At 41.9% G+C, this 18,392-nt stretch carries 20 protein-coding genes; 4 read left to right on the forward strand and 16 right to left on the reverse strand.

The window, feature by feature from the left end; all coding sequences use genetic code 11:
- The first annotated feature begins 214 nt into the window (after positions 1-214).
- Positions 215-601 (forward strand): hypothetical protein, encoded by a 387-nt coding sequence (locus P6709_RS17270; protein WP_278242181.1) that lies wholly within the window; start codon positions 215-217, stop codon positions 599-601.
- A 28-nt stretch (positions 602-629) separates the two neighbouring features.
- Here P6709_RS17270 and P6709_RS17275 read toward each other — a convergent pair whose 3' ends face one another.
- The 7 genes from P6709_RS17275 to thpR form a co-directional block, all read right to left on the reverse strand.
- Positions 630-1,019 (reverse strand): GNAT family N-acetyltransferase, encoded by a 390-nt coding sequence (locus P6709_RS17275; protein WP_278242182.1) that lies wholly within the window; start codon positions 1,017-1,019, stop codon positions 630-632.
- A 131-nt stretch (positions 1,020-1,150) separates the two neighbouring features.
- Positions 1,151-2,005, reverse strand: a complete 855-nt coding sequence (locus P6709_RS17280) for a YtnP family quorum-quenching lactonase (RefSeq protein WP_278242183.1) — start codon at positions 2,003-2,005, stop codon at positions 1,151-1,153.
- Positions 2,006-2,088: 83 nt separating this feature from the next.
- Entirely contained in the window at positions 2,089-2,727 is a 639-nt protein-coding gene (trmB, locus tag P6709_RS17285; RefSeq protein WP_278242184.1) for a tRNA (guanosine(46)-N7)-methyltransferase TrmB, read from the reverse strand.
- A gap of 74 nt (positions 2,728-2,801) precedes the next feature.
- Positions 2,802-3,605 (reverse strand): phosphotransferase family protein, encoded by an 804-nt coding sequence (locus P6709_RS17290; RefSeq protein ID WP_278242185.1) that lies wholly within the window; start codon positions 3,603-3,605, stop codon positions 2,802-2,804.
- Between the two features lie 197 nt (positions 3,606-3,802).
- Positions 3,803-4,744 (reverse strand): diacylglycerol/lipid kinase family protein, encoded by a 942-nt coding sequence (locus P6709_RS17295; RefSeq protein WP_278242186.1) that lies wholly within the window; start codon positions 4,742-4,744, stop codon positions 3,803-3,805.
- Entirely contained in the window at positions 4,741-5,718 is a 978-nt protein-coding gene (locus tag P6709_RS17300) for an NERD domain-containing protein (protein ID WP_278242187.1), read from the reverse strand. Before P6709_RS17300 ends, P6709_RS17295 begins: the two co-directional genes overlap by 4 nt.
- Before the next feature lie 30 nt (positions 5,719-5,748).
- Positions 5,749-6,291 carry an RNA 2',3'-cyclic phosphodiesterase gene (thpR, locus tag P6709_RS17305; RefSeq protein ID WP_278242188.1) on the reverse strand — a complete coding sequence of 181 codons (543 nt, stop codon included), beginning with the start codon at positions 6,289-6,291 and terminating at the stop codon, positions 5,749-5,751.
- Between the two features lie 161 nt (positions 6,292-6,452).
- Between thpR and cysK the strand changes: the two genes are divergently transcribed.
- Positions 6,453-7,388, forward strand: coding sequence for a cysteine synthase A (gene cysK / locus P6709_RS17310; RefSeq protein ID WP_278242189.1), 936 nt, complete (start codon positions 6,453-6,455; stop codon positions 7,386-7,388).
- Positions 7,389-7,567: 179 nt separating this feature from the next.
- On the opposite strand, the gene dat is transcribed toward cysK, so the two are convergent.
- The 4 genes from dat to P6709_RS17330 all read right to left on the reverse strand — a co-directional run bounded on the left by dat (position 7,568) and on the right by P6709_RS17330 (position 11,878).
- The gene (gene dat, locus P6709_RS17315; protein WP_278242190.1) at positions 7,568-8,434 is read right to left on the reverse strand and encodes a D-amino-acid transaminase; all 867 of its coding nucleotides are present in this window, start codon (positions 8,432-8,434) and stop codon (positions 7,568-7,570) included.
- A gap of 91 nt (positions 8,435-8,525) precedes the next feature.
- Entirely contained in the window at positions 8,526-9,941 is a 1,416-nt protein-coding gene (pepV, locus tag P6709_RS17320; protein WP_278242191.1) for a dipeptidase PepV, read from the reverse strand.
- A gap of 105 nt (positions 9,942-10,046) precedes the next feature.
- On the reverse strand, positions 10,047-11,183 hold the full coding sequence (locus P6709_RS17325; RefSeq protein ID WP_278242192.1) for an ABC transporter permease: 1,137 nt from the start codon (positions 11,181-11,183) through the stop codon (positions 10,047-10,049).
- A 2-nt stretch (positions 11,184-11,185) separates the two neighbouring features.
- On the reverse strand, positions 11,186-11,878 hold the full coding sequence (locus P6709_RS17330) for an ABC transporter ATP-binding protein (protein ID WP_278242193.1): 693 nt from the start codon (positions 11,876-11,878) through the stop codon (positions 11,186-11,188).
- Positions 11,879-12,177: 299 nt separating this feature from the next.
- On the opposite strand from P6709_RS17330, the gene P6709_RS17335 reads away from it, so the two are divergent.
- Positions 12,178-12,396, forward strand: a complete 219-nt coding sequence (locus P6709_RS17335) for a DeoR family transcriptional regulator (RefSeq protein WP_041060221.1) — start codon at positions 12,178-12,180, stop codon at positions 12,394-12,396.
- A gap of 47 nt (positions 12,397-12,443) precedes the next feature.
- Here P6709_RS17335 and P6709_RS17340 read toward each other — a convergent pair whose 3' ends face one another.
- Together P6709_RS17340 and P6709_RS17345 are read right to left on the reverse strand one after the other, a co-directional pair.
- On the reverse strand, positions 12,444-13,157 hold the full coding sequence (locus P6709_RS17340) for a pseudouridine synthase (RefSeq protein ID WP_278242194.1): 714 nt from the start codon (positions 13,155-13,157) through the stop codon (positions 12,444-12,446).
- Positions 13,158-13,214: 57 nt separating this feature from the next.
- Entirely contained in the window at positions 13,215-14,834 is a 1,620-nt protein-coding gene (locus P6709_RS17345) for a putative polysaccharide biosynthesis protein (RefSeq protein WP_278242195.1), read from the reverse strand.
- Positions 14,835-15,015: 181 nt separating this feature from the next.
- Between P6709_RS17345 and P6709_RS17350 the strand changes: the two genes are divergently transcribed.
- Positions 15,016-16,275, forward strand: a complete 1,260-nt coding sequence (locus P6709_RS17350; protein ID WP_278242196.1) for an NAD(P)/FAD-dependent oxidoreductase — start codon at positions 15,016-15,018, stop codon at positions 16,273-16,275.
- 31 nt (positions 16,276-16,306) lie between these two features.
- Here the strand turns inward: P6709_RS17350 and P6709_RS17355 are convergent, their stop codons facing one another.
- The 3 genes from P6709_RS17355 to P6709_RS17365 form a co-directional block, all read right to left on the reverse strand.
- Positions 16,307-16,882 (reverse strand): shikimate kinase, encoded by a 576-nt coding sequence (locus P6709_RS17355; protein WP_278242197.1) that lies wholly within the window; start codon positions 16,880-16,882, stop codon positions 16,307-16,309.
- A gap of 119 nt (positions 16,883-17,001) precedes the next feature.
- Positions 17,002-17,736 carry a sulfite exporter TauE/SafE family protein gene (locus P6709_RS17360; RefSeq protein WP_278242260.1) on the reverse strand — a complete coding sequence of 245 codons (735 nt, stop codon included), beginning with the start codon at positions 17,734-17,736 and terminating at the stop codon, positions 17,002-17,004.
- A 307-nt stretch (positions 17,737-18,043) separates the two neighbouring features.
- A complete protein-coding gene (locus tag P6709_RS17365; RefSeq protein ID WP_278242198.1) occupies positions 18,044-18,337 on the reverse strand; it encodes a DNA-binding protein in 294 nt (97 codons plus the stop codon).
- Between the last annotated feature and the right edge of the window lie 55 nt (positions 18,338-18,392).

Below are 18,392 nucleotides of genomic sequence, written 5' to 3' on the forward strand. Positions count from 1 at the left end.
ACCGGATCACGGCGCTGAGCCTTTTTAGGGCTCTGCCCTGTAAAGGCTCAGCTTGCCGTCATATCCTCCAGGGAGTCACAACCCTCCGCTCCCCTAATACTACTAAAATTTACTGCCTCATTTTTAAACTTTTTTAAGTATGTCCCCCACCTCTTTTTAAAAGTCTGGCGCGAAGAAAAAATTGACATACTACGAAATAGGGAGGGGCCGACGAATGGCAACAGTCAGACTGCTAGTCATATTGTTTATCTTTTTTATAATCTGTACGGTCATCATTACATGGGGCATGTTTACAAATACAGCACATCCAGCATTTTTCCCTTTTGTCTTATTTTACATTGCCCTTCTTTTTGGTTTATCGATACTTTTCATCGTAAAAGGGGCTATTCAGTTGAAGAATAGTTCCGCTGAGACGCTTAAAAAGAGCGTAATTCGTTTTTTAATGTCTTTTCTTTCATTCAGCTGCTTTGTCTGCTTATTTTATTTACTTTTCGCACCGGAACTTCTTGATGTCAGCCGATTATTTTCAATTTCAGTTGGATTGGCGGCTGGAACAGCTCTTTTTGATGTCATGGGTTGGAAAGATCAAGCAAAGCAGTAATGTTCTAATATTCTTGCAGATGACGGGGCTACACACCTTTCCGCCAAATGCCTCCATCACATAAAACAAATCCATTATGTTCATAGAAAGATGTGTGCTTAGAAGCAAAGGTTACAGTGACGATCTCTATTCCATGCTTTCCAGCTTCATTGAGCAGCGTTGAGACCAGTTTCCCGCCAAGGCCTCTTTGATGGTAGTGAGGATGAATCATGACATCCTCCAAATATCCATGTTCAAGACCGGTCCCTGCCACATACCCGAATCCGATAAGCAAACCTGTTTCATTGCGGATCCCTGCCCAGAAATTACAGCGTTCAAGCAGAAGAGGATAATCTTGATCCCTCCTGCCCCAGCCGACAGCCTCCCTTAGATCAGGCACTTCAGTTATACCGACAGGAAGATTGATTTCTGGTGTCATTTCAACTTTCCCCTCCTTAAAAGATTTTTTCGCAGGTTAGCAGAAAGGAATTTTCATCCGATGCGTCTAAACGCTGAAAGTAGAGAGCAAAATGGCCTACGTCTAAATCTGAGACAACTTATTCTTCTTTATTAATCACCAAAAGATTGTCTTTTTACAGAATCAATTATTTCCTTTCCATCCTGATCCCATTTCACTGCTCTATAAAAAGAATCATGGTAAAAACTGAACCACCAGTTTTCTTGCATTCCATGTTTAATCCATTTCTGCTTTGCTGCTATTGAATTCATAGGATAGTCGTCATAGGCTAGAACCCATAAAGGATTTTTGTGGGCGTGGGTAGGCATCAAATCTGCCATATGAATCATCGTTTCCCCGTTTTGTTCCAATAGCACGATGCAGTGTCCATCACTGTGACCACCCGTATGAACCATTTTTAAACCTGGCAAAATCGATATTTCTCCACTAAACGTTACGACTTGATCCTCGATTGATTTCCAGTTTTCTTCCCAGTATGTATTTTTCGAGCGAATATTCGGGGCTCTCATTTCATCCCATTCAACGTTTGATGCGTATATTTTTGCATTTGGAAAAGCCGAAACCAGATGGTTCCCTTCTTTGCGGGTTAATCCGCCGGCATGGTCAAAATGCATATGCGTCATTACGACAATACCAATATCCTCTGCTTTGATCCCGAGCTCCTTAAGGGATTTTGTTATATGTGATTCTCTCGTCACGCCATAGTTTCGTTTCTGCTTATCACTTAACTTTCCAGTTCCTACACCAGATTCGAGCAAAACCCTGTGCCCGTCCATTTCAATCAGAATGGGCTCAGTAGGCAGTTCAATTTGATTTTGATCGTTCGCAGGGTATTTTTTTGACCACAGCGGTTTTGGAACCACACCAAACATAGCACCGCCATCCATGTTAGTGACTCCGCCATCGAGCCATCTTAGTGTCCATTCTCCAAAGCTGAACGAATCCATCTTCACCACTCCTTTAATTGAATGCGCTTCCAGCATTAGTATATCAAAAAAACAGAACGTCATCGAAACGTTCTGCCGGAAATCTATTGATACTGTACTTCACAGCGGTAAATGCGCTGCCCTTTGTTAGAAAACTTTTCTTCATACTCGGTCATGATGTTACCTTCAAAATCACTTTTATGAAGATCAAGGCTCACGTATGTTAATAAAAGACCATACGCAGAAAAGCTTTGAAGGGAATATTCAAATAAGCCCTGGTTATCGGTTTTAAAATGAATCTCCCCTTTTTCAGGAAGAACCGTTTTGTATAAATCCAAAAACTTTTTATAGGTTAATCTTCTTTTTTCATGACGGTTTTTTGGCCACGGGTCAGAAAAATTCAAATACACACGATGAACTTCTCCCTTTTCAAAAACAGCTGTCAGGTCTTCTGCGTTGATATTCAACAGCTTAACGTTTGGAAGATCAGCTTCAATAACTCGATCAAGCGCTGTGACAATCACGCTTTCAGAAAGTTCGATGCCGATATAGTTCACATCCGGATTGGCTCGAGCCATCTCTGTAACAAAGCGGCCTTTCCCCGTTCCTACTTCGATGTGTAAAGGATTGTGATTACCAAAATCCTCTGACCAATTTCCCTTAACATTTTCAGGGACAGGCACTGCATAGTGAGGGTAATCTGCAAGCCGCTCGGCAGCCCAGGGTTTATTTCTCGTTCTCATTTTCTTGCACCTCTTCTTCTCATTAAAAATAGCCTCGGCATTTTTCTAAATGGTTCTTTAGAAAAGGCACCGGGCTATTTCTTATTCTCATTCGGACAGTCACTTTGAAAACACCGCTGCAAAAAGTTCATCCATTTGGCTACGTCATGCAGACGGCCTTTATCTTTTTGCCACTGCAGCATAAAAAGGGCCTGGCATACTGCATACCATTTCATGCGGATGCGGAAGTGATCGGTTAGTGTTTCACCATATTGTTCCATCCACTGTGCCCAGTCTTTTTCCGGTATGTACCAGTATAAAAGCATCCCGACGTCTACAGCGGGATCTGCCAGCATAGCGCCATCCCAGTCAATTAAAAACAGTTCATCCACTTCAGACAGCAGCCAATTATTATGATTTACATCACCATGGCACACCACATAGTCGCCAGTCGTTACTTTTTTGGCATGCTCGTGTAAAAATTCAATAGCTTCCCGTACCGGTTTTAGCATGTTTAATTCTATATCCAGTGTGGACTTTACCTCGTCCAGCATCACAAATGCTTCATACGGTTCTTTTCCTAAACGGCGCAGCATGGAAGTCAGTGCTTTGGAGCTGTGAATTTTTTTAAGCAGTTTTCCCACTCTTGCTCCTGCCATTTCATCTGCCTTCAGTTCACGTCCGTTAAGCCAATGCTGGGCTGTTATTACATCACCATTCTCAAGACGCTTTGTCCATTTTAAGCGAGGGACAATTCCCTCTGCTGAAAGGACAGCAATGAAAGGGGAAGAATTGCGTTTTAAGAATAGTTTTTCTTCATCAAGCCGTGCGAAAAAAGCTTCACCAGAGGCCCCGCCTGCCGACATGATTTCCCATTCTTTATCAAACAAGTGTTCCAAATTCATTCACCTTCTACGTCTTTGTCTTTGAAGAAAATTTTCCGTTTAAGCTTTAATCCAGTCGATGCTCTAAATTTATAAGTCGGCTTAGCAGCACTTGCATCATTTTCATTAAAAAATAAAAAAAGATAGCTATTGGTGCTGTAAAAGACAATAGCTATCCTTTTTAAAATTCTATCGTTTAGAGGGTGCTTTCGTCAAGACCCTTGTTTTTTCGATGGAACAAATGACCAGCTTTTCGGTTCTACTTCGACATAAAGCGGATGATTTCGAATTAAGCTGCCCCCGAACTCTCCGTCGGCATGAATGAGAGCCTGTTCTTCTGTTTCAACTTTTATCTGTTTTCCCTGTTCCGTTGTCACCTCTTTAAATCGCAGATGACCACCAAAAAACACAGAAAGAAAGACAGTAAGAAATTTCAGGCGTGATAACTGGTGCACGATTGTCAGATCAAGCAATCCGTCATCAGACCTCGCATGAGGGGCAATCATCATGCCCCCTCCATAGTAAGGCTGATTAGCTATTGTAATAAACCAAACCTTTTCCAGCTCCATCGTTTTGCCATCGATTTGGACCTTCATAGACTGAGGTTTATAGCTTATAAGATGATAGATCAAATAGTAAACATAAATCAATTTTCCCAATTTTATTCGATTCAGCCATTTTTTAAACCCGGAACGGTTCGACGAATTTGCCACTGCTGCATCAAATCCAATTCCAAGATTATTAACAAACCACCCGGTCTTTAGTCCTTTGAAACGTGCAGCGTCATGTTTTTCATTCCTGCCGTCCCAACATGATAGTTCTTGAAATGATTCAGGAGAAAGAGGAAATGAAGGAAAATGACGTGCAAAATCATTGCCCGATCCTGCTGCAATGCACGCTGCAAATGCATGGGGGAACCCAGCTGTCGCATTGACCAGCTCATGCATCGTCCCGTCTCCCCCAATCCCTGCAAAAAGCGTCTCTTCATGAACATGGTTTTCACAGTAATGTCGAATTTTTTCAACTGCCTCATAAGGAGCTGCAGTAACCCAGTATTCGATTGAATTCGCTTCACACATATTCTTTACAGCTAAAAACCGCTTATAAGCATAGCCGTTTTTCGCATGGGGGTTCACGATAAAAATCACTTTCATTCTGAATTCTCCAACCTATCCGTCTCCTGATCATCTTCAGACCACATCATTCTTCTCACAGAAGTAGTCTGCGTAAGGTCCAATACAGTCTTAACCGCCCGAAGCTGAGCACTTTTTAAAGGCGCGCGCATGCTTCTTTGCTGGGAGAACCAGGCGGGAAAACTCTTTTTATCAAGCAAGGTTAACCCGTATGGAGCATCTTTAAAATCAATGTATCCATTCCTGGATATTATTGCTTTTTTGATTGGAAAGTCCAGATCCTGCTGATTAAATAATCCCTTAATAATGGTTTCGGTCCTATCCAGGGAAATAGATGGATTTAGCATTCTTTTTTCCTGTTCACCCGATTTTATGGTCCAAAAACGATCCATTGAACCAAGATAGGCGGATTGATCGGCATTTTCCAGAAGAGTAATGCACCAAAGTTCCGTAGGGGTAAATACCAGAACATCCAATTCAATAGGTGCCTTTTTGATGAGCATAACAGGTTCATACATAACAAGATACGTATCGGGAAATCGCTGAAGAAAAAAACGAAGCGGTTCTTCTCTTGCGTATTTGCCATCTACATATGATTTTTCTGTGAGTGTAGAACTCGCCCATTTCAGCTGAATAGTATAAAGCTGATCCATATAAAGATGCTTTAAATCTTCAATGGTGTCAGGGCGATAATACACTTTCGGCTCAAAAGTAAAGGAGTCACTTTCTGACGGCTGTTCTGCCGATTCAGACAGAGGATGCTCCTCTTCTTTCACCCAAATCTTCCTAAAGCGTTTAACGAGACCCTCTTTACCTTGAATATCATTTCTAAACTGCTTCGCATCTTCGTCATTTAAAAAAACAGAGCCTTCTTCCCATTGCTGTTTAATTTTAGACCATTGCTGTTTTTTTAATCGGACAAATTGTGATGGATAACGAATGCTGTCTTTTTCATATCTGGAAACATAGTCCTGCAATTTAATCAATTGTGCCACTTTGCCACTCCTCTTTTTAGAGGTCTCTGTTTATCTTAATCTGCACTGAGATACGACTTCATACTTAGGGGTTTCCTGGGGATGAATGCGGTACAGGCAGACCGATGAGACTTTCATATCAAACGGAATAAAATTTTCAGGCGGATGAAATTTTTTTGATCCCTGCCATTTTTTTGCAATCGTAATATGCGGTCTGAACGGGCGGTCTTCCGATTTCAGTCCGGCTGATTGAATGATTTTCTGCACCTGGTCGTATAAAGGCTGAATTTCATCCGCCCGATTCGGGCCGACCCAAAAAATACGCGGAGATTCTTTTTCTCCGAATGTATGGATGTGATTAATTCTTATTGAAACACTTGGAGAAGCGGGAATCGTTTCTTTCATTTGCGTCTGGATCTCTGCCAGCGCTTTTTCTGAAACAGCTCCCAAAAATGCAAGAGTAATATGAAGATCCTGTTTATGCGTCCATTGCTTAAAATCAAGCGTTTCCTGCCAACTGCTTTTTTGATTTTCAATTTTTTCTTTGACAAAAGGAGAAAGTTCAATCGCTATAAAATAATGTGGTGTGGACATGAATGACACCTCCGTTAAACATTTCCTTTTTTATTTATTATACCGCTGTTCGTCCATTTGGTATATCTTTTAGAGCAAGTAGACATAATTGATTGACGAAGTCGTTACAGGTAGAATATAAAGAGTTATCAATGGATCGAAAGTTTGAAAGGATGATGAAGATGAAAGTCGTTCAAAATATAGCAGAATTAATTGGAGATACCCCTCTTGTTAAGCTTAACCGGCTTCAGCCAAAAGGGGGCGCTGCGGTCTATGCAAAGCTGGAGTATTACAATCCGAGCAAGAGCGTAAAGGACCGTGCAGCGTTTAACATGATGATCGAAGCAGAAAAGCAGGGGCTTTTAAAAACGGGCTCAACGATTATAGAACCGACCAGCGGCAATACAGGGATTGGAATTGCGATGAATGCTGCTGCCAGAGGCTACCGGTCTATTCTTGTCATGCCCGACACGATGACTTCTGAACGGATTAATCTTTTAAAAGCTTACGGCGCAGAAGTTGTGCTTACGCCTGGTGATGATAAAATGCCCGGCGCCATTAAGAGAGCAAAAGAGCTTGCTGAAGAGATTCAGGACAGTTTCCTGCCTATGCAATTTGACAACTCAGCCAATCCGGATGCACACCGTCATTCAACCGCTTTAGAGATAATGGAAGCAGTGAAACAGCTGAATAAACCACTTAGTGCATTTGTTGCTACAGCAGGTACAGGAGGCACGATCACGGGTACAGGGGAAGTTTTAAAAGAAGCCTTTCCTGAACTGCAGGTGCATGTAGTAGAGCCTGCCGGATCACCTGTTTTATCTGGAGGAAAACCCGGTAAACACAAACTTGTAGGAACCAGCCCAGGCTTTATTCCCTCTATCTTAAATCAATCTGTATATGATCAAATTCATAAGATTGAAGATGAGGATGCTTATGAAATAACGCGCAGACTAGCCCGCGAAGAAGGAATTCTTGTTGGTCCATCCTCTGGTGCTGCCTGTTATGCAGCGCTTGAGACCGCAAAAAATATGCCGGAGGATTCTGTCGTTATTTTTATCGCTTGTGATACGGGTGAACGGTATCTATCAAGTGATTTGTTCCGATTTGAATCATAATGGATGTTATGGCTGAGACTAATTGAGTTCCAGCCGTTTTTTCTGCAAAAATCGAATAATTTATTCAATATCAGTTTTCCTGCTCCGTTTATTTTTTTAGTCTAATTTCATTTAAAAAACTGCATCTCACCCAGTCAGAAGTTTCTTCCGACTGGGTGAAATGCAGCTGCATGCATTTATTATCTTTCAACCTTTACTAATTCTCCACATTGTTCCTGAATGGAAGCTTTAAACACTGATTGCAGTTTTTGGGTCCATTCACCAGGCGCAGCATTTCCTACCGCTTTCCCGTCAATCTGCACGATAGGCATTATTTCAGCTGTCGTGCTTGCAATAAATACCTCATCAGCCGCTTGAAGGTCATCAAGCGTGAAGGCTTCTTCTTTTACTTCCAGTCCGATTCCAGGACATAATCGGATCAGTTCCCTGCGCGTAATGCCATTTAAAATCAAATTTGTTGCAGGATGTGTAAAGAGCTTATTATTTTTAATGATAAATGCGTTGGAAGAAGAGCCTTCTGTTACCGTGCCTTCCCGGTGCAAAATCGCTTCAAAGCTGCCTTGAGAGTATGCTTCCTGTTTAGCCAGAAGGTTTCCAAGCAGGTTTAAACTTTTAATATCGCATCTTAACCAGCGTACATCTTCTGCAATAATAGCGGTGACTCCTTCATTCATTTGAGCTTCAGGTCTGGCTACTTCTTTTGTATAAGCAGTAAAAACCGGTTTTCCTTCTAAAGGAAATTGGTGCTGACGGGCAGATGCTCCGCGTGTCACCTGCAAATAGATGGTTCCGGTATGAAGATTGTTTTTTTCAACAAGCTTGTAAAGGTTTTCTGTCAGCTCTTCTTTTGTAAATGGAAGTTCAAGCCTGATCTTTTCAGCAGATTCAAACAGACGTGTGATGTGTTCTTTTCCAGTAAACATCTTCCCGCTGTAAATTCGGATGACTTCATAGACGCCATCTCCAAATTGATATCCACGATCCTCGATATCCACGGTGCATTCCTCACGCGAAACAAATTGATCGTTGTAAAGTACTATTGTCATTTCACTCACTCCTTTTCACTAGTTGAATCACTGATCGTCCTTTAAGTGAACGGGTCCCGGTTACCCTTTATCCCCAGCAAAATAAAGAAGATTATTTTACGCAGGCAAGCTCATAAATGGCTTGGGCATAAATAGCTGTAGCTTTCAAAAGATCCTCAATTTCAATATATTCATCCTTTTGATGAGCTACATCCGCTCTGCCCGGAAAAAGAGCGCCAAACGCGACACCTTTTTCAAGCGACCTGGCATACGTTCCGCCGCCGATGGCTAAAAGCTCCCCTTTTTGATTGGTCTGCTCTTCATATACGCGAAGCAGCGTCTGAATAAAAGGATCATTTCCATCTACATGGTGCGGAGGTGAATCATCGATATTTTTAATTTCAATTTCTTCTTGATCAAGCATGGAAGTCAGCTTGGAAAGCGCATTTTTCATATCATATGTAACCGGATAGCGGACATTCAATCCGAAATAAGCCTCTTCTTTACTGTATCGGATTTTCCCAGTATTAACCGTCAAATCACCGCTGATTTCATCACTGCCTGTTAGACCAAGATTGTGTCCTCTTGAGTCGTGATGAAGCATTGTTTGAGCGAATCGGCAGAATGCACGTGCGTTTACATCGAGTTCAAATTGTTCGAGAAAAGAAAGTAACGCAAGGCCAGCGTTAACCCCGTTATCAGGCTCCATTGCATGAGCGGATTTTCCATACAATTCAATGGTTAAATCGCCGCCTTCAATAAAGTAATCCCCATTCAGTTCATTTTCCTTTAAATACTCCTCAAATTCCTGAAGCAGGTATGTCTGGTCCAAAACGGGAATTAAAACAGCTTCTGCACGATCCGGAACCATATTGTACCTTTCACCTGACACAAATGACCGCATTTCCATATGTGGTGCTTTTTCATCCTTCAGATTCTTGTTGAAAAATAAGTCAAAGTCGATAATTCCTTTTTCAGCGTGAATAATAGGAAAATCTGCATCAGGTGCAAAACCGATCGATGGCATTTCTTCGTGCTCAAAATAATGATCCACACAGCGCCATTTACTTTCCTCGTCTGTACCGACAATCATTCGTACCCGCTTATCAAATGAAACGTCCAAATTACGGAGAATTTTCATGGCCATATAGGCAGCAATGGTCGGACCCTTATCATCAATGGCTCCTCTGGCATAAAGCCTTCCATTATCCACGACTCCTTTAAAAGGCGGGACAGACCAGCCATCACCTGCCGGCACCACATCTACATGACAGAGAACTCCAAGTATGTCACGACCCTCTCCCATTTCAATATGCCCTGCAAGATTTCCGGTGTTTTTCGTGATAAAACCGTCTTTATCCCCCTGTGAAAGCATCCACTCCAACGCATCTTTTACAGGCTGGCCCAAAGGTGCTTCTTCGGTTGTATTCTCTTCGTCTAAGATACTCGGAATCTGAACGAGCTGCTGAAGGTTTTCAATGATTTCCTCTTTATGCTTTTCAACTTCTTCTGTCCATTGAATGGGCACTGAATCTTCACCCCTTTTTCGTAATGTCTATCATTATAATCGATTGTTCTGTGACAAGCACGTATTGTTTGACTGCGTTGAAGAAATTGTCTGACGTTCATTTACTTATAGGAAAAGGGCAGTCAAGGCTATTAACACAATTGGCGTGAACATAACCGCAGCAGTCCAGTTTTTACCTTGCTCATAACTTTTATCGAATCTATATTTAACTCCTATCGAATGTTTCTCAATAAGCGTTTCCCACATCATTTTATGAATGGCACTACAGCCTAAAGCTAAAAGCGCAGCTGCAGCAATAAACAGCCAGCTGATTGGAATGAAAATGGCAGCTAAAACAATGAGTGCTAAAATGCGAAGATAATAATAAATAAATTTTGGGTTTCTTATATGATGCTTTAAAAAGAGCTCCAGCATTCCGGTCACAGGAGTCATTGGTCTAATGATCCGTCTGGATTTGCGAAATAGCAATGGTCTAGTTCTGAATTTCGTATGGGGCGGCGTCTCCACTTCTTTAGAGAGGCTGAAAATCAACCGTATCCATCGCACCTTCCATTTTGCTTCCTGCAATCCGTGATTTGGCAGCCATTTCGGGTCAGCCATTGTCCTATTGAACACTCTTCTAACTAAATAAAAAAGCAAAGGTACAGCTATGAGCACAAGCAGCGGGGTATAAGCGATTCCCGCTAGAATTAATGTACAGAAAATGAAGAGCGATCCGAGAAAAGCTGCACCTCTCCATCCATTTTTAAATCCTGCAAATGAAAAGTTAATCCAGGAAAGGCATACTTTACAGAGTGTTCGAATAATAGTCAGCATAAGCAGCAGCAGGACATTTTGAAGAATCGTTGCATCTAACAATCCAACTGTATAAGGCAATAACAAAATGAATGCCGCAAAACTGAAAACAAAAGAGGCAAAATAGTTATAAAACCATGCAGACTGTAGAATTTGGTTAATCCATTCCGGACGTTTTGTAAGAAACACTGAATCTGCTTCAAAAAGGTATGTACGCCATTTTCCGGACAGAGTGAAAAGGAAAAACAACAGTACCCAACTAAGCGGGTTGATCATGTCAAACCACTCAGGAGGGTGGATCCAAAGCGACCTGTAAAATAAGCCACTGAAGAAGAGGGCTGGAAAAATCAAATATAAGACAATTGTCCAGTCCATGACACTTGACCAGACATCTTTTTGATAGCGCCAATCTTTCTTTAATCGATCTCTGAAAAGCGTAAGAGGCATGATTAAAGATCTCCTTCCGGAATGCAGTCGTACAATGTTCCATCAGGCACATCACAGGCTTCCAGCACTTCAGAGAGAGTACCTGATACATAGATGGCGCCTTGACTCATAATCAAAATCCGGTCCGCTATTCTTTGGGCCGTATCAAGTACGTGGGTGCACATCAAAATACCGGCTCCTCTTTGACGTTCCTCTTGAAGCGTTTCTAAAAGCAGCTTTACAGCAGATGGGTCGAGTCCCATAAAGGGTTCATCAATGATCCATAAAGAAGGCTTCGACATAATGGCTAATATAAGCATGGATTTTTGCTGCATACCCTTGGAAAAGGACCCCGGCAAATCGTGAATGACACGCTCTAGGCGAAATCGCGACAGCCATGACTGAACGAGCGGCTCCCAGTCTGATTTTTCAAGATCTTCAACCGCAGCAACAAATTCAATATGCTCCCATAGTGTTAAGTCTTCATAAAAAACCGGTCTTTCCGGAATAAATGAGTAGCGGATTCCTTTTTTTATCTCTGCTTCTCCATCAAGAAATGGCAGCTGACCCATAATCGCTTTTATGGTTGTGCTTTTTCCTGCTCCGTTTGCTCCGATCATGGCAACAAGCTCTCCCGGTCCAACAGAAAAACGAACATTTTCAATTCTTGCATCATTTGGCGCATAACCGCCTTCTTTTATGTCAACATTCAGCATTTTTTTCAACAACTCCTTCTCTCTTTAATACGGAAGCATCAGGAAAAGGGAGTCATTTTTTCCAAAACATCCTCCAAAATAAACTTGTTTAAATGTAAATACCATGTAAAAACTGTCCTTTGGACTAGAAAAATCAATCAATTAATTGTACAATGAAATTGTCAGACAATGAGATTGTCGAATTTTAACGAAAAGGGGCTGTCGTGAGGCAACCAAAAAAATGTGTCGTTGAGCGATACTCAACAAAGAAGTTCATTGCAGTTATTGCCCATGAAAAAAAGATGAGGGAGAGTGGTTTTTTGAAACCAACTACGAATCGGATGCTGACTCGCATCAAATCTGTGTACATGTTCATCAAAGAAAATGGAACGGTAACAACAAATGATTTGGTTGATGAATTTGGCATCACACCTCGCACCATTCAAAGAGATTTGAATGTGTTAGCCTATAACGATTTAGTGAGCAGTCCTAGTCGTGGCAAATGGACGACGACACACAAAAAAGTAAAAATTTCGTAAGAAAGCTAAAGACAGCTCTTTCCGTTTTTCGGAAAGGGCTGTTTCATTTATTCCCCATTTTGAAGTTGTTCAAGCTCATGTGGCGTCAACTCTCGGAATTCGCCGAGTCCAAGTGAAGGATCCAGTTTCAGTGAGCCCATCGAAAGCCGTTTTAAATAAGTGACTTCCTTGCCAACCGACTGAAACATTCGTTTAACCTGATGAAATTTTCCCTCCATAATGGTCAGTTCAATCTCTGAGACCGTCCCTGATTTAATAATGACTAAATCAGCAGGTTTTGTTACATACCCGTCATCGAGCATGACTCCCTTTTTAAACGCTTCAGCATCCTCGCTTGTTACTTCCCCTTCAATGGTTGCAAAATACGTCTTAGGAACATGTTTTTTTGGCGACAGCAGCTGATGGGAAAGCTGTCCGTCATTTGTTAATAAAAGCAAACCTTCCGTATCTTTATCCAGGCGACCAACCGGAAAAGGGTCAAAAACAGATAGTTCCACAGGTAAAAGGTCGATTACCGTCTCATGCTGCCGGTCTTCAGTTGCTGAAATAACACCAGGTGGTTTATTTAATAAAACATAAATAAACTCACGGTAAATAATTTTTTCTCCGTTTACAGTCACTTCCTCTTTAAAAGGGTCAATCTGCATTTTACCTTCTTTTGCAGGCGTTCCTTCTACAATTACGGCACCAGATTTCAATAATTTCTTCATTTCTTTTCGGCTGCCATAGCCCATATTTGCCAGTAGTTTATCTAATCTCAAAGAACTTCCTCCTTTTTTGCAAACCAAAAGCCGGCTTATGAACCGGCTTTTTTGGGATTATGATGTAAAACGCTTGCGAAGTCTCGTGATGCGGTCTCCAAAGAGCTGATCTGCTAAACGTGTTTTCAAGCTTAAAACAAAATAAACAAACGCTCCAACAGCACCGCATATCGCGAGGATGAGCAAAGCCTGCAGCCTGCTTTCCGGGTTCATAAATGATGCAAGCCCGAAGTAAATGATCAAAACGGGCACGGCCATGACGACATTGAAAATAATCATAAGCATTGTGCGTCTTACCACTTTACGGTACTTGTATGCAGCAAAATGACGCAGAACAAGCAGGTTAATCATGATCGCTGCCAAATAGCCAATGGCTGTCGCAAGCACTGCCCCCTGCACTTCAAAGAGCTGCACAAGCGGTATATTGATTGACAGCTTGACAAGAAGACCAACAAGCAAACTCAGAACGCTCCAACGCTGTTCATTAATTCCCTGCATCATAGCAGCTGTTACGGTATATAAGGCAAAAAGAATGGCCACGGGTGAATACGTCCGCAGCACATCAGTGCCAAGTTCACTGTACCCATAGAATACGGTATAAGCCGGTTCAGCCAGCAAAGAAAGTCCGATCGCAGCCGGCATGGTTAGAAACAATAGAATTTGAAAGGTTTGATCCAGCTGCTGATTTAAAGAGTTCCAGTTCCCTTTTGAAAAGGTGCTGGTGATGACAGGAATCAAAGTCATCGCAAAGGCTGTGGCGAGAGAAACCGGGATAATCACAAGTTTATGGGTGGTAAATGTCAGAATTCCAAACTGAAAATCGGATACTGCTGCAAGGCCAATTTCAGCCATGGCACGGTTAAAGGTAAGAATATCCATTAGTTGAAAGAGCGGATTGGCCACTCCTACCAGGACAAATGGAATCGAGTACAGAATTATTTCCTTGTACATTTCTTTCAGTGATACGTCCACCTTGCCCCGATCCTTCTCAAGCATTTTATCCAAATGAGGCTTTCGTTTAAAGTAATACCAGATTAATAAAGCTAAACTCGCAGCTCCTCCAACAAACGCACCAAACGTTGCGACAGCAATTGCGGTAGTAATGGAACCATCCATTATATAGAGGACAACATATACGCCGATGAGCAAAAAGACGATTCGAACGATTTGCTCCACTACATTTGAAATAGCTGTAGGCCCCATCGACTGATGACCCTGGAAAAATCCCCGTATTAAACTCATAAATGGAATAATAATAAGGGCAAAGCTTACAGCACGTATAACAGTCGTGACCTGATCAGCCGATATCTTCTGTTCGGTTGCCGGGATTGCCAATTCAGCAAAAAATGGTGCAAACAGAAACATGATTAAAAAAGAAATAAAACCTGATAAGGTCATGAACCATAGTCCGGACCTGAACAGCCTTCGTCCAATTTCATACTCCTCGAGTGCATTATATTTAGCAATAAATTTTGAAACCGCAAGCGGAACACCCGCCGTTGCGATGGAAAGAAAGATTGTATAGGGAACATATCCATATGAATAGAGCGATACCGGCCCTTCTTCATTTCCCAGAAGAGCATAAAAAGGAATGACATAAAACAGCCCTAAAAATTTCGATATAAACGTTCCTAACGTTAAAATAAAGGTTCCTCTTACTAATGTTGATGTGGACATTTTGATCTATTCACTTCCTAATCTAAGGAAAACTCATATTTCGACACTAACCAATAGTGTACTACTCCATCCTTTGAATGACAATTGATTTTCTGTTATGAATAAGAGAAATGATTGAACATCCAAACTGAGCAGGATAAAATAAGGCAAGTGAAAGTACAGGAAAAGATGGTGAAAAAATATGAAGTATGATGTGATCGTTGTAGGAGGAGGACCTTCCGGGCTGATGGCTGCTATAGCCGCCGGGGAAAAAAAGGAACATGTCCTCCTTGTAGATAAAGGAACAAAGCTTGGAAAGAAACTTGCGATTTCAGGCGGCGGCAGATGCAATGTAACGAACCGCCTTCCAGTCGATGAAATTATCAAACACATTCCAGGGAATGGGCGGTTTTTATACAGTGCCTTTTCTGTTTTTAACAATGAAGATATTATTGAATTTTTTGAAGGCCTCGGAGTTGCGCTGAAAGAGGAAGACCACGGACGCATGTTTCCCGTATCAAATAAAGCCCAGTCGGTAGTGGATGCCCTGCTGCGCAGACTTGGAGAATTGAACGTGGAGATCCGAACGAATGTCGAGGTTCGGGATCTTTTAGTCGGCGACGGGGAAGTTGAGGGCATTTCTTTAGTAAACGGAGATGAAATAAATGCGGACGCTGTTGTTCTTGCAGTTGGCGGAAAGTCCGTCCCTCAAACCGGTTCAACCGGGGATGGCTATCCATGGGTTGAAAAAGCGGGACATACAGTGACCGAACTGTTTCCCACTGAAGTGCCGCTTCTGTCACAAGAACCCTTTATACAAAATCGCGAGCTTCAGGGACTTGCTCTCAGAGGAGCTGCCGTCAGTGTGCTTAACAAAAAAGGAAAGCCGCTGGTAACTCATAAAATGGACATGCTCTTTACTCACTTTGGTTTATCCGGGCCAGCCATACTGCGCTGCAGCCAGTATGTAGTCAAAGAAATGAAAAAGCAAAAAGGCGAGCCTGTAACGATACGGATCGACGCCGTTCCTTCTATTAAAGGAGAAGAGCTTTTTCAGCAGATGCATAAGGAAGCAAAGGAAGAAGCAAAAAAAGCGGTCAAGAATGTGTGGAAGGGGAAAATTCCGGAGCGTTATCTTCACTTTTTAATGGAACGCGCAGAAATTGATCCTGATCAGCAGGCAGGAACCATCGCTGGCGATAAAATCCGGCTGATGGCCCAGCTGATGACATCCTTTGAGCTTTCCGTCAACGGAACACAATCCATTGAAAAGGCTTTTGTGACCGGAGGCGGCGTATCTGTTAAAGAAATCGAACCGAAAACGATGCACTCGAAAAAATGCAAAGGATTGTTTATTTGCGGTGAACTTCTGGATATCCATGGCTACACCGGCGGATATAACATCACCTCGGCGCTCGTAACAGGACGTTTAGCAGGAACGAATGCAGGCGACATTGGATAATAGGATTGGCAGAGGCTGGGACAAATTCGTCTCAGTCTTCTTTTTTTGCTTGTAAAGAAAAGAAGTCTTTAATTTTGTTTGCCGTTTCTTGTGCGCTCAAGTTTGTGTTGTCTATTTTTATATAATGTTCTTTTTGTATTTCTCCCGGCATGGAGTTTAGCCGGTGTTTCTGAACCGACTCCAGCAAGTTCTCTTCAGATTGTTTTATATTTCTTTTCGTCGGCTTTTCCTGAAGACGGTGAGGGCTTACATTTCGTTCCAGCCTTTCTTTCAGGTCGGCTTCGAGCTCCACATAGTAGACCTCTCCCCCATTTTCAGTAAAAATGGAACTGACCGTTTCAAGAAACTCCCAATCCCCCCGCAAATCAAACGCCCATACAAAGGTGAAAATTAATCCGTATTGATCCGTCCTGGCATACTCCTTAAAAATTTCCTCGCGAAATAATGTGGTTAACCTCCACATTTCGGGGCTGAAATCAAATAACGGAACAAGTAAATCAATCGTCATATGGTTGTGAAACAATTTTAAGTCTGTAATTTTTGCTAGTTCCTGCCCTACTGTCATTTTACCGACAGCCTGCGGTCCGAATAACAAGACGATTTTCATCCAACTTCTCCTTTAAATTTGTTTTGTATTTTCATGATTCGAAGCGTTTTTAAACTCTGGTAAGACAATGATACATACAATTATTTCAAATTCTCTATTTATACGCAATATTTATAAAATCATTTCAAGTACTCTATCAAGAGCTGAATAATTAGCAGGAGGGTAATAATCCGGAGCATTGGTTTTACATATCCGGCTTTCATTCGTTGAGCAAGTCTTACTCCTGTTTGAGCACCAATCCAGGAACCCGCCATTAAAGCGAGTGTCAGTCCCCATATGATGTGACCTGCTGTAATATAAACTGCTGCTGCCCCAATGCAGGATGAAAAAGTGGCGAGACGGACAAGTCCTACCGCCTTCAAATATGAAATTTCAAGCCAGCTGAATAAATAAAGCATCAGCGTTCCCTGCCCAGGTCCGAAAAGTCCGTCATAAATACCTATGCCATAAAGCCCTGCAGCACTTGCAGGCGTTTTTTTAAACGGCTCTGCTTTTTCAAATGAAGCCTTACTGAAGAAGGAAGTAACCATTGCGAACATTAAAAGAAAAATGGCAGCGATAGTCATCGTTTGAGATGACAGAAAAGAGGCAATCGCAGCCCCGGTGCCTCCCCCAGCAAGACTTACCGGCAGCAGCCAAATCGATTCTTTTATATTGATCTGTTTTCTCCTGACAAGATAAATAAAAGCGGAAAAAGAGCTGAAAGTGTTGGACACCTTGTTCGCTCCTATAGCTGAATGAACCGGCATCCCGATCAGCAGCATCACAGGCAGACTGATGAGGCCGCCTCCACCTGCAAGCGTTCCAAGCGTGGTGGCCACGATGCCTGTAAAGAAAATAAGCAAAAGATCTATTTTAACCGCCTCCTTTATCGTAAGGATAACGATAATGAAATTATAAGTAAATTCGATAAAATTACAGTATATTAATAAGATTAACTTATGATTAAAACAAAAAAAAAGGCTTTAATATAACTGATGAATGGAGAAAAAGAGGTAGTTTTTTCATAATTATGGGGTGAGGGTTAGAAAGGAGGCGACTTGAGGAGGAAAGAAAATTCATATGAAACACAGTTAAGCCGCCTAAAAGCCTGTGACAATTTGTCCTAGGCTCTGTTCCGATTTTAACGCTGTTACTAACAATTATTATGTTTCTGGTAATTTAAGGTCGGTACGTATCTGTTTTCGATAGCCAGTCAGAAAAAACCTCCCAATTTACATACGTTGTGCCGTTTACAACAATCCTTGGCGCGCTTGGGTACTGAATAAATAGTTCCTCTATCTCTTCTTTTGTCATCGGGAGATAAATAGCCAGTTCATCCGTTTTCATTAATGTCTGATCGCTGCTGATCCCTAAAAAGCCCATTTTTGGACTTCTGCTTTTTTTTAACCCGCTTCCTATGAAATAGCCCATTGCGGTCAGACCTGCTCCAATCCAGAAAAAATCAAGTTCCATTTAAACTCCCCCTGTATTTTCTTCGTTTTCTCTTTACTACGCACAGATTAGCGCA

Origin of the sequence: Jeotgalibacillus sp. ET6, assembly GCF_029667115.1 — a bacterium.
In the GTDB taxonomy this organism is placed as follows: domain Bacteria; phylum Bacillota; class Bacilli; order Bacillales; family Jeotgalibacillaceae; genus Jeotgalibacillus.

Coding starts and splice junctions, on each gene's coding strand:
- P6709_RS17270 (WP_278242181.1), top strand. CDS start 215: ATGGCAACAGTCAGACTGCTAGTCATATTGTTTATCTTTTTTATAATC.
- P6709_RS17275 (WP_278242182.1), bottom strand. CDS start 1,019: ATGACACCAGAAATCAATCTTCCTGTCGGTATAACTGAAGTGCCTGAT.
- P6709_RS17280 (WP_278242183.1), bottom strand. CDS start 2,005: ATGGATTCGTTCAGCTTTGGAGAATGGACACTAAGATGGCTCGATGGC.
- trmB (WP_278242184.1), bottom strand. CDS start 2,727: ATGAGAACGAGAAATAAACCCTGGGCTGCCGAGCGGCTTGCAGATTAC.
- P6709_RS17295 (WP_278242186.1), bottom strand. CDS start 4,744: ATGAAAGTGATTTTTATCGTGAACCCCCATGCGAAAAACGGCTATGCT.
- thpR (WP_278242188.1), bottom strand. CDS start 6,291: ATGTCCACACCACATTATTTTATAGCGATTGAACTTTCTCCTTTTGTC.
- cysK (WP_278242189.1), top strand. CDS start 6,453: ATGAAAGTCGTTCAAAATATAGCAGAATTAATTGGAGATACCCCTCTT.
- dat (WP_278242190.1), bottom strand. CDS start 8,434: ATGACAATAGTACTTTACAACGATCAATTTGTTTCGCGTGAGGAATGC.
- P6709_RS17325 (WP_278242192.1), bottom strand. CDS start 11,183: ATGCCTCTTACGCTTTTCAGAGATCGATTAAAGAAAGATTGGCGCTAT.
- P6709_RS17330 (WP_278242193.1), bottom strand. CDS start 11,878: ATGCTGAATGTTGACATAAAAGAAGGCGGTTATGCGCCAAATGATGCA.
- P6709_RS17345 (WP_278242195.1), bottom strand. CDS start 14,834: ATGTCCACATCAACATTAGTAAGAGGAACCTTTATTTTAACGTTAGGA.
- P6709_RS17350 (WP_278242196.1), top strand. CDS start 15,016: ATGAAGTATGATGTGATCGTTGTAGGAGGAGGACCTTCCGGGCTGATG.
- P6709_RS17355 (WP_278242197.1), bottom strand. CDS start 16,882: ATGAAAATCGTCTTGTTATTCGGACCGCAGGCTGTCGGTAAAATGACA.
- P6709_RS17365 (WP_278242198.1), bottom strand. CDS start 18,337: ATGGAACTTGATTTTTTCTGGATTGGAGCAGGTCTGACCGCAATGGGC.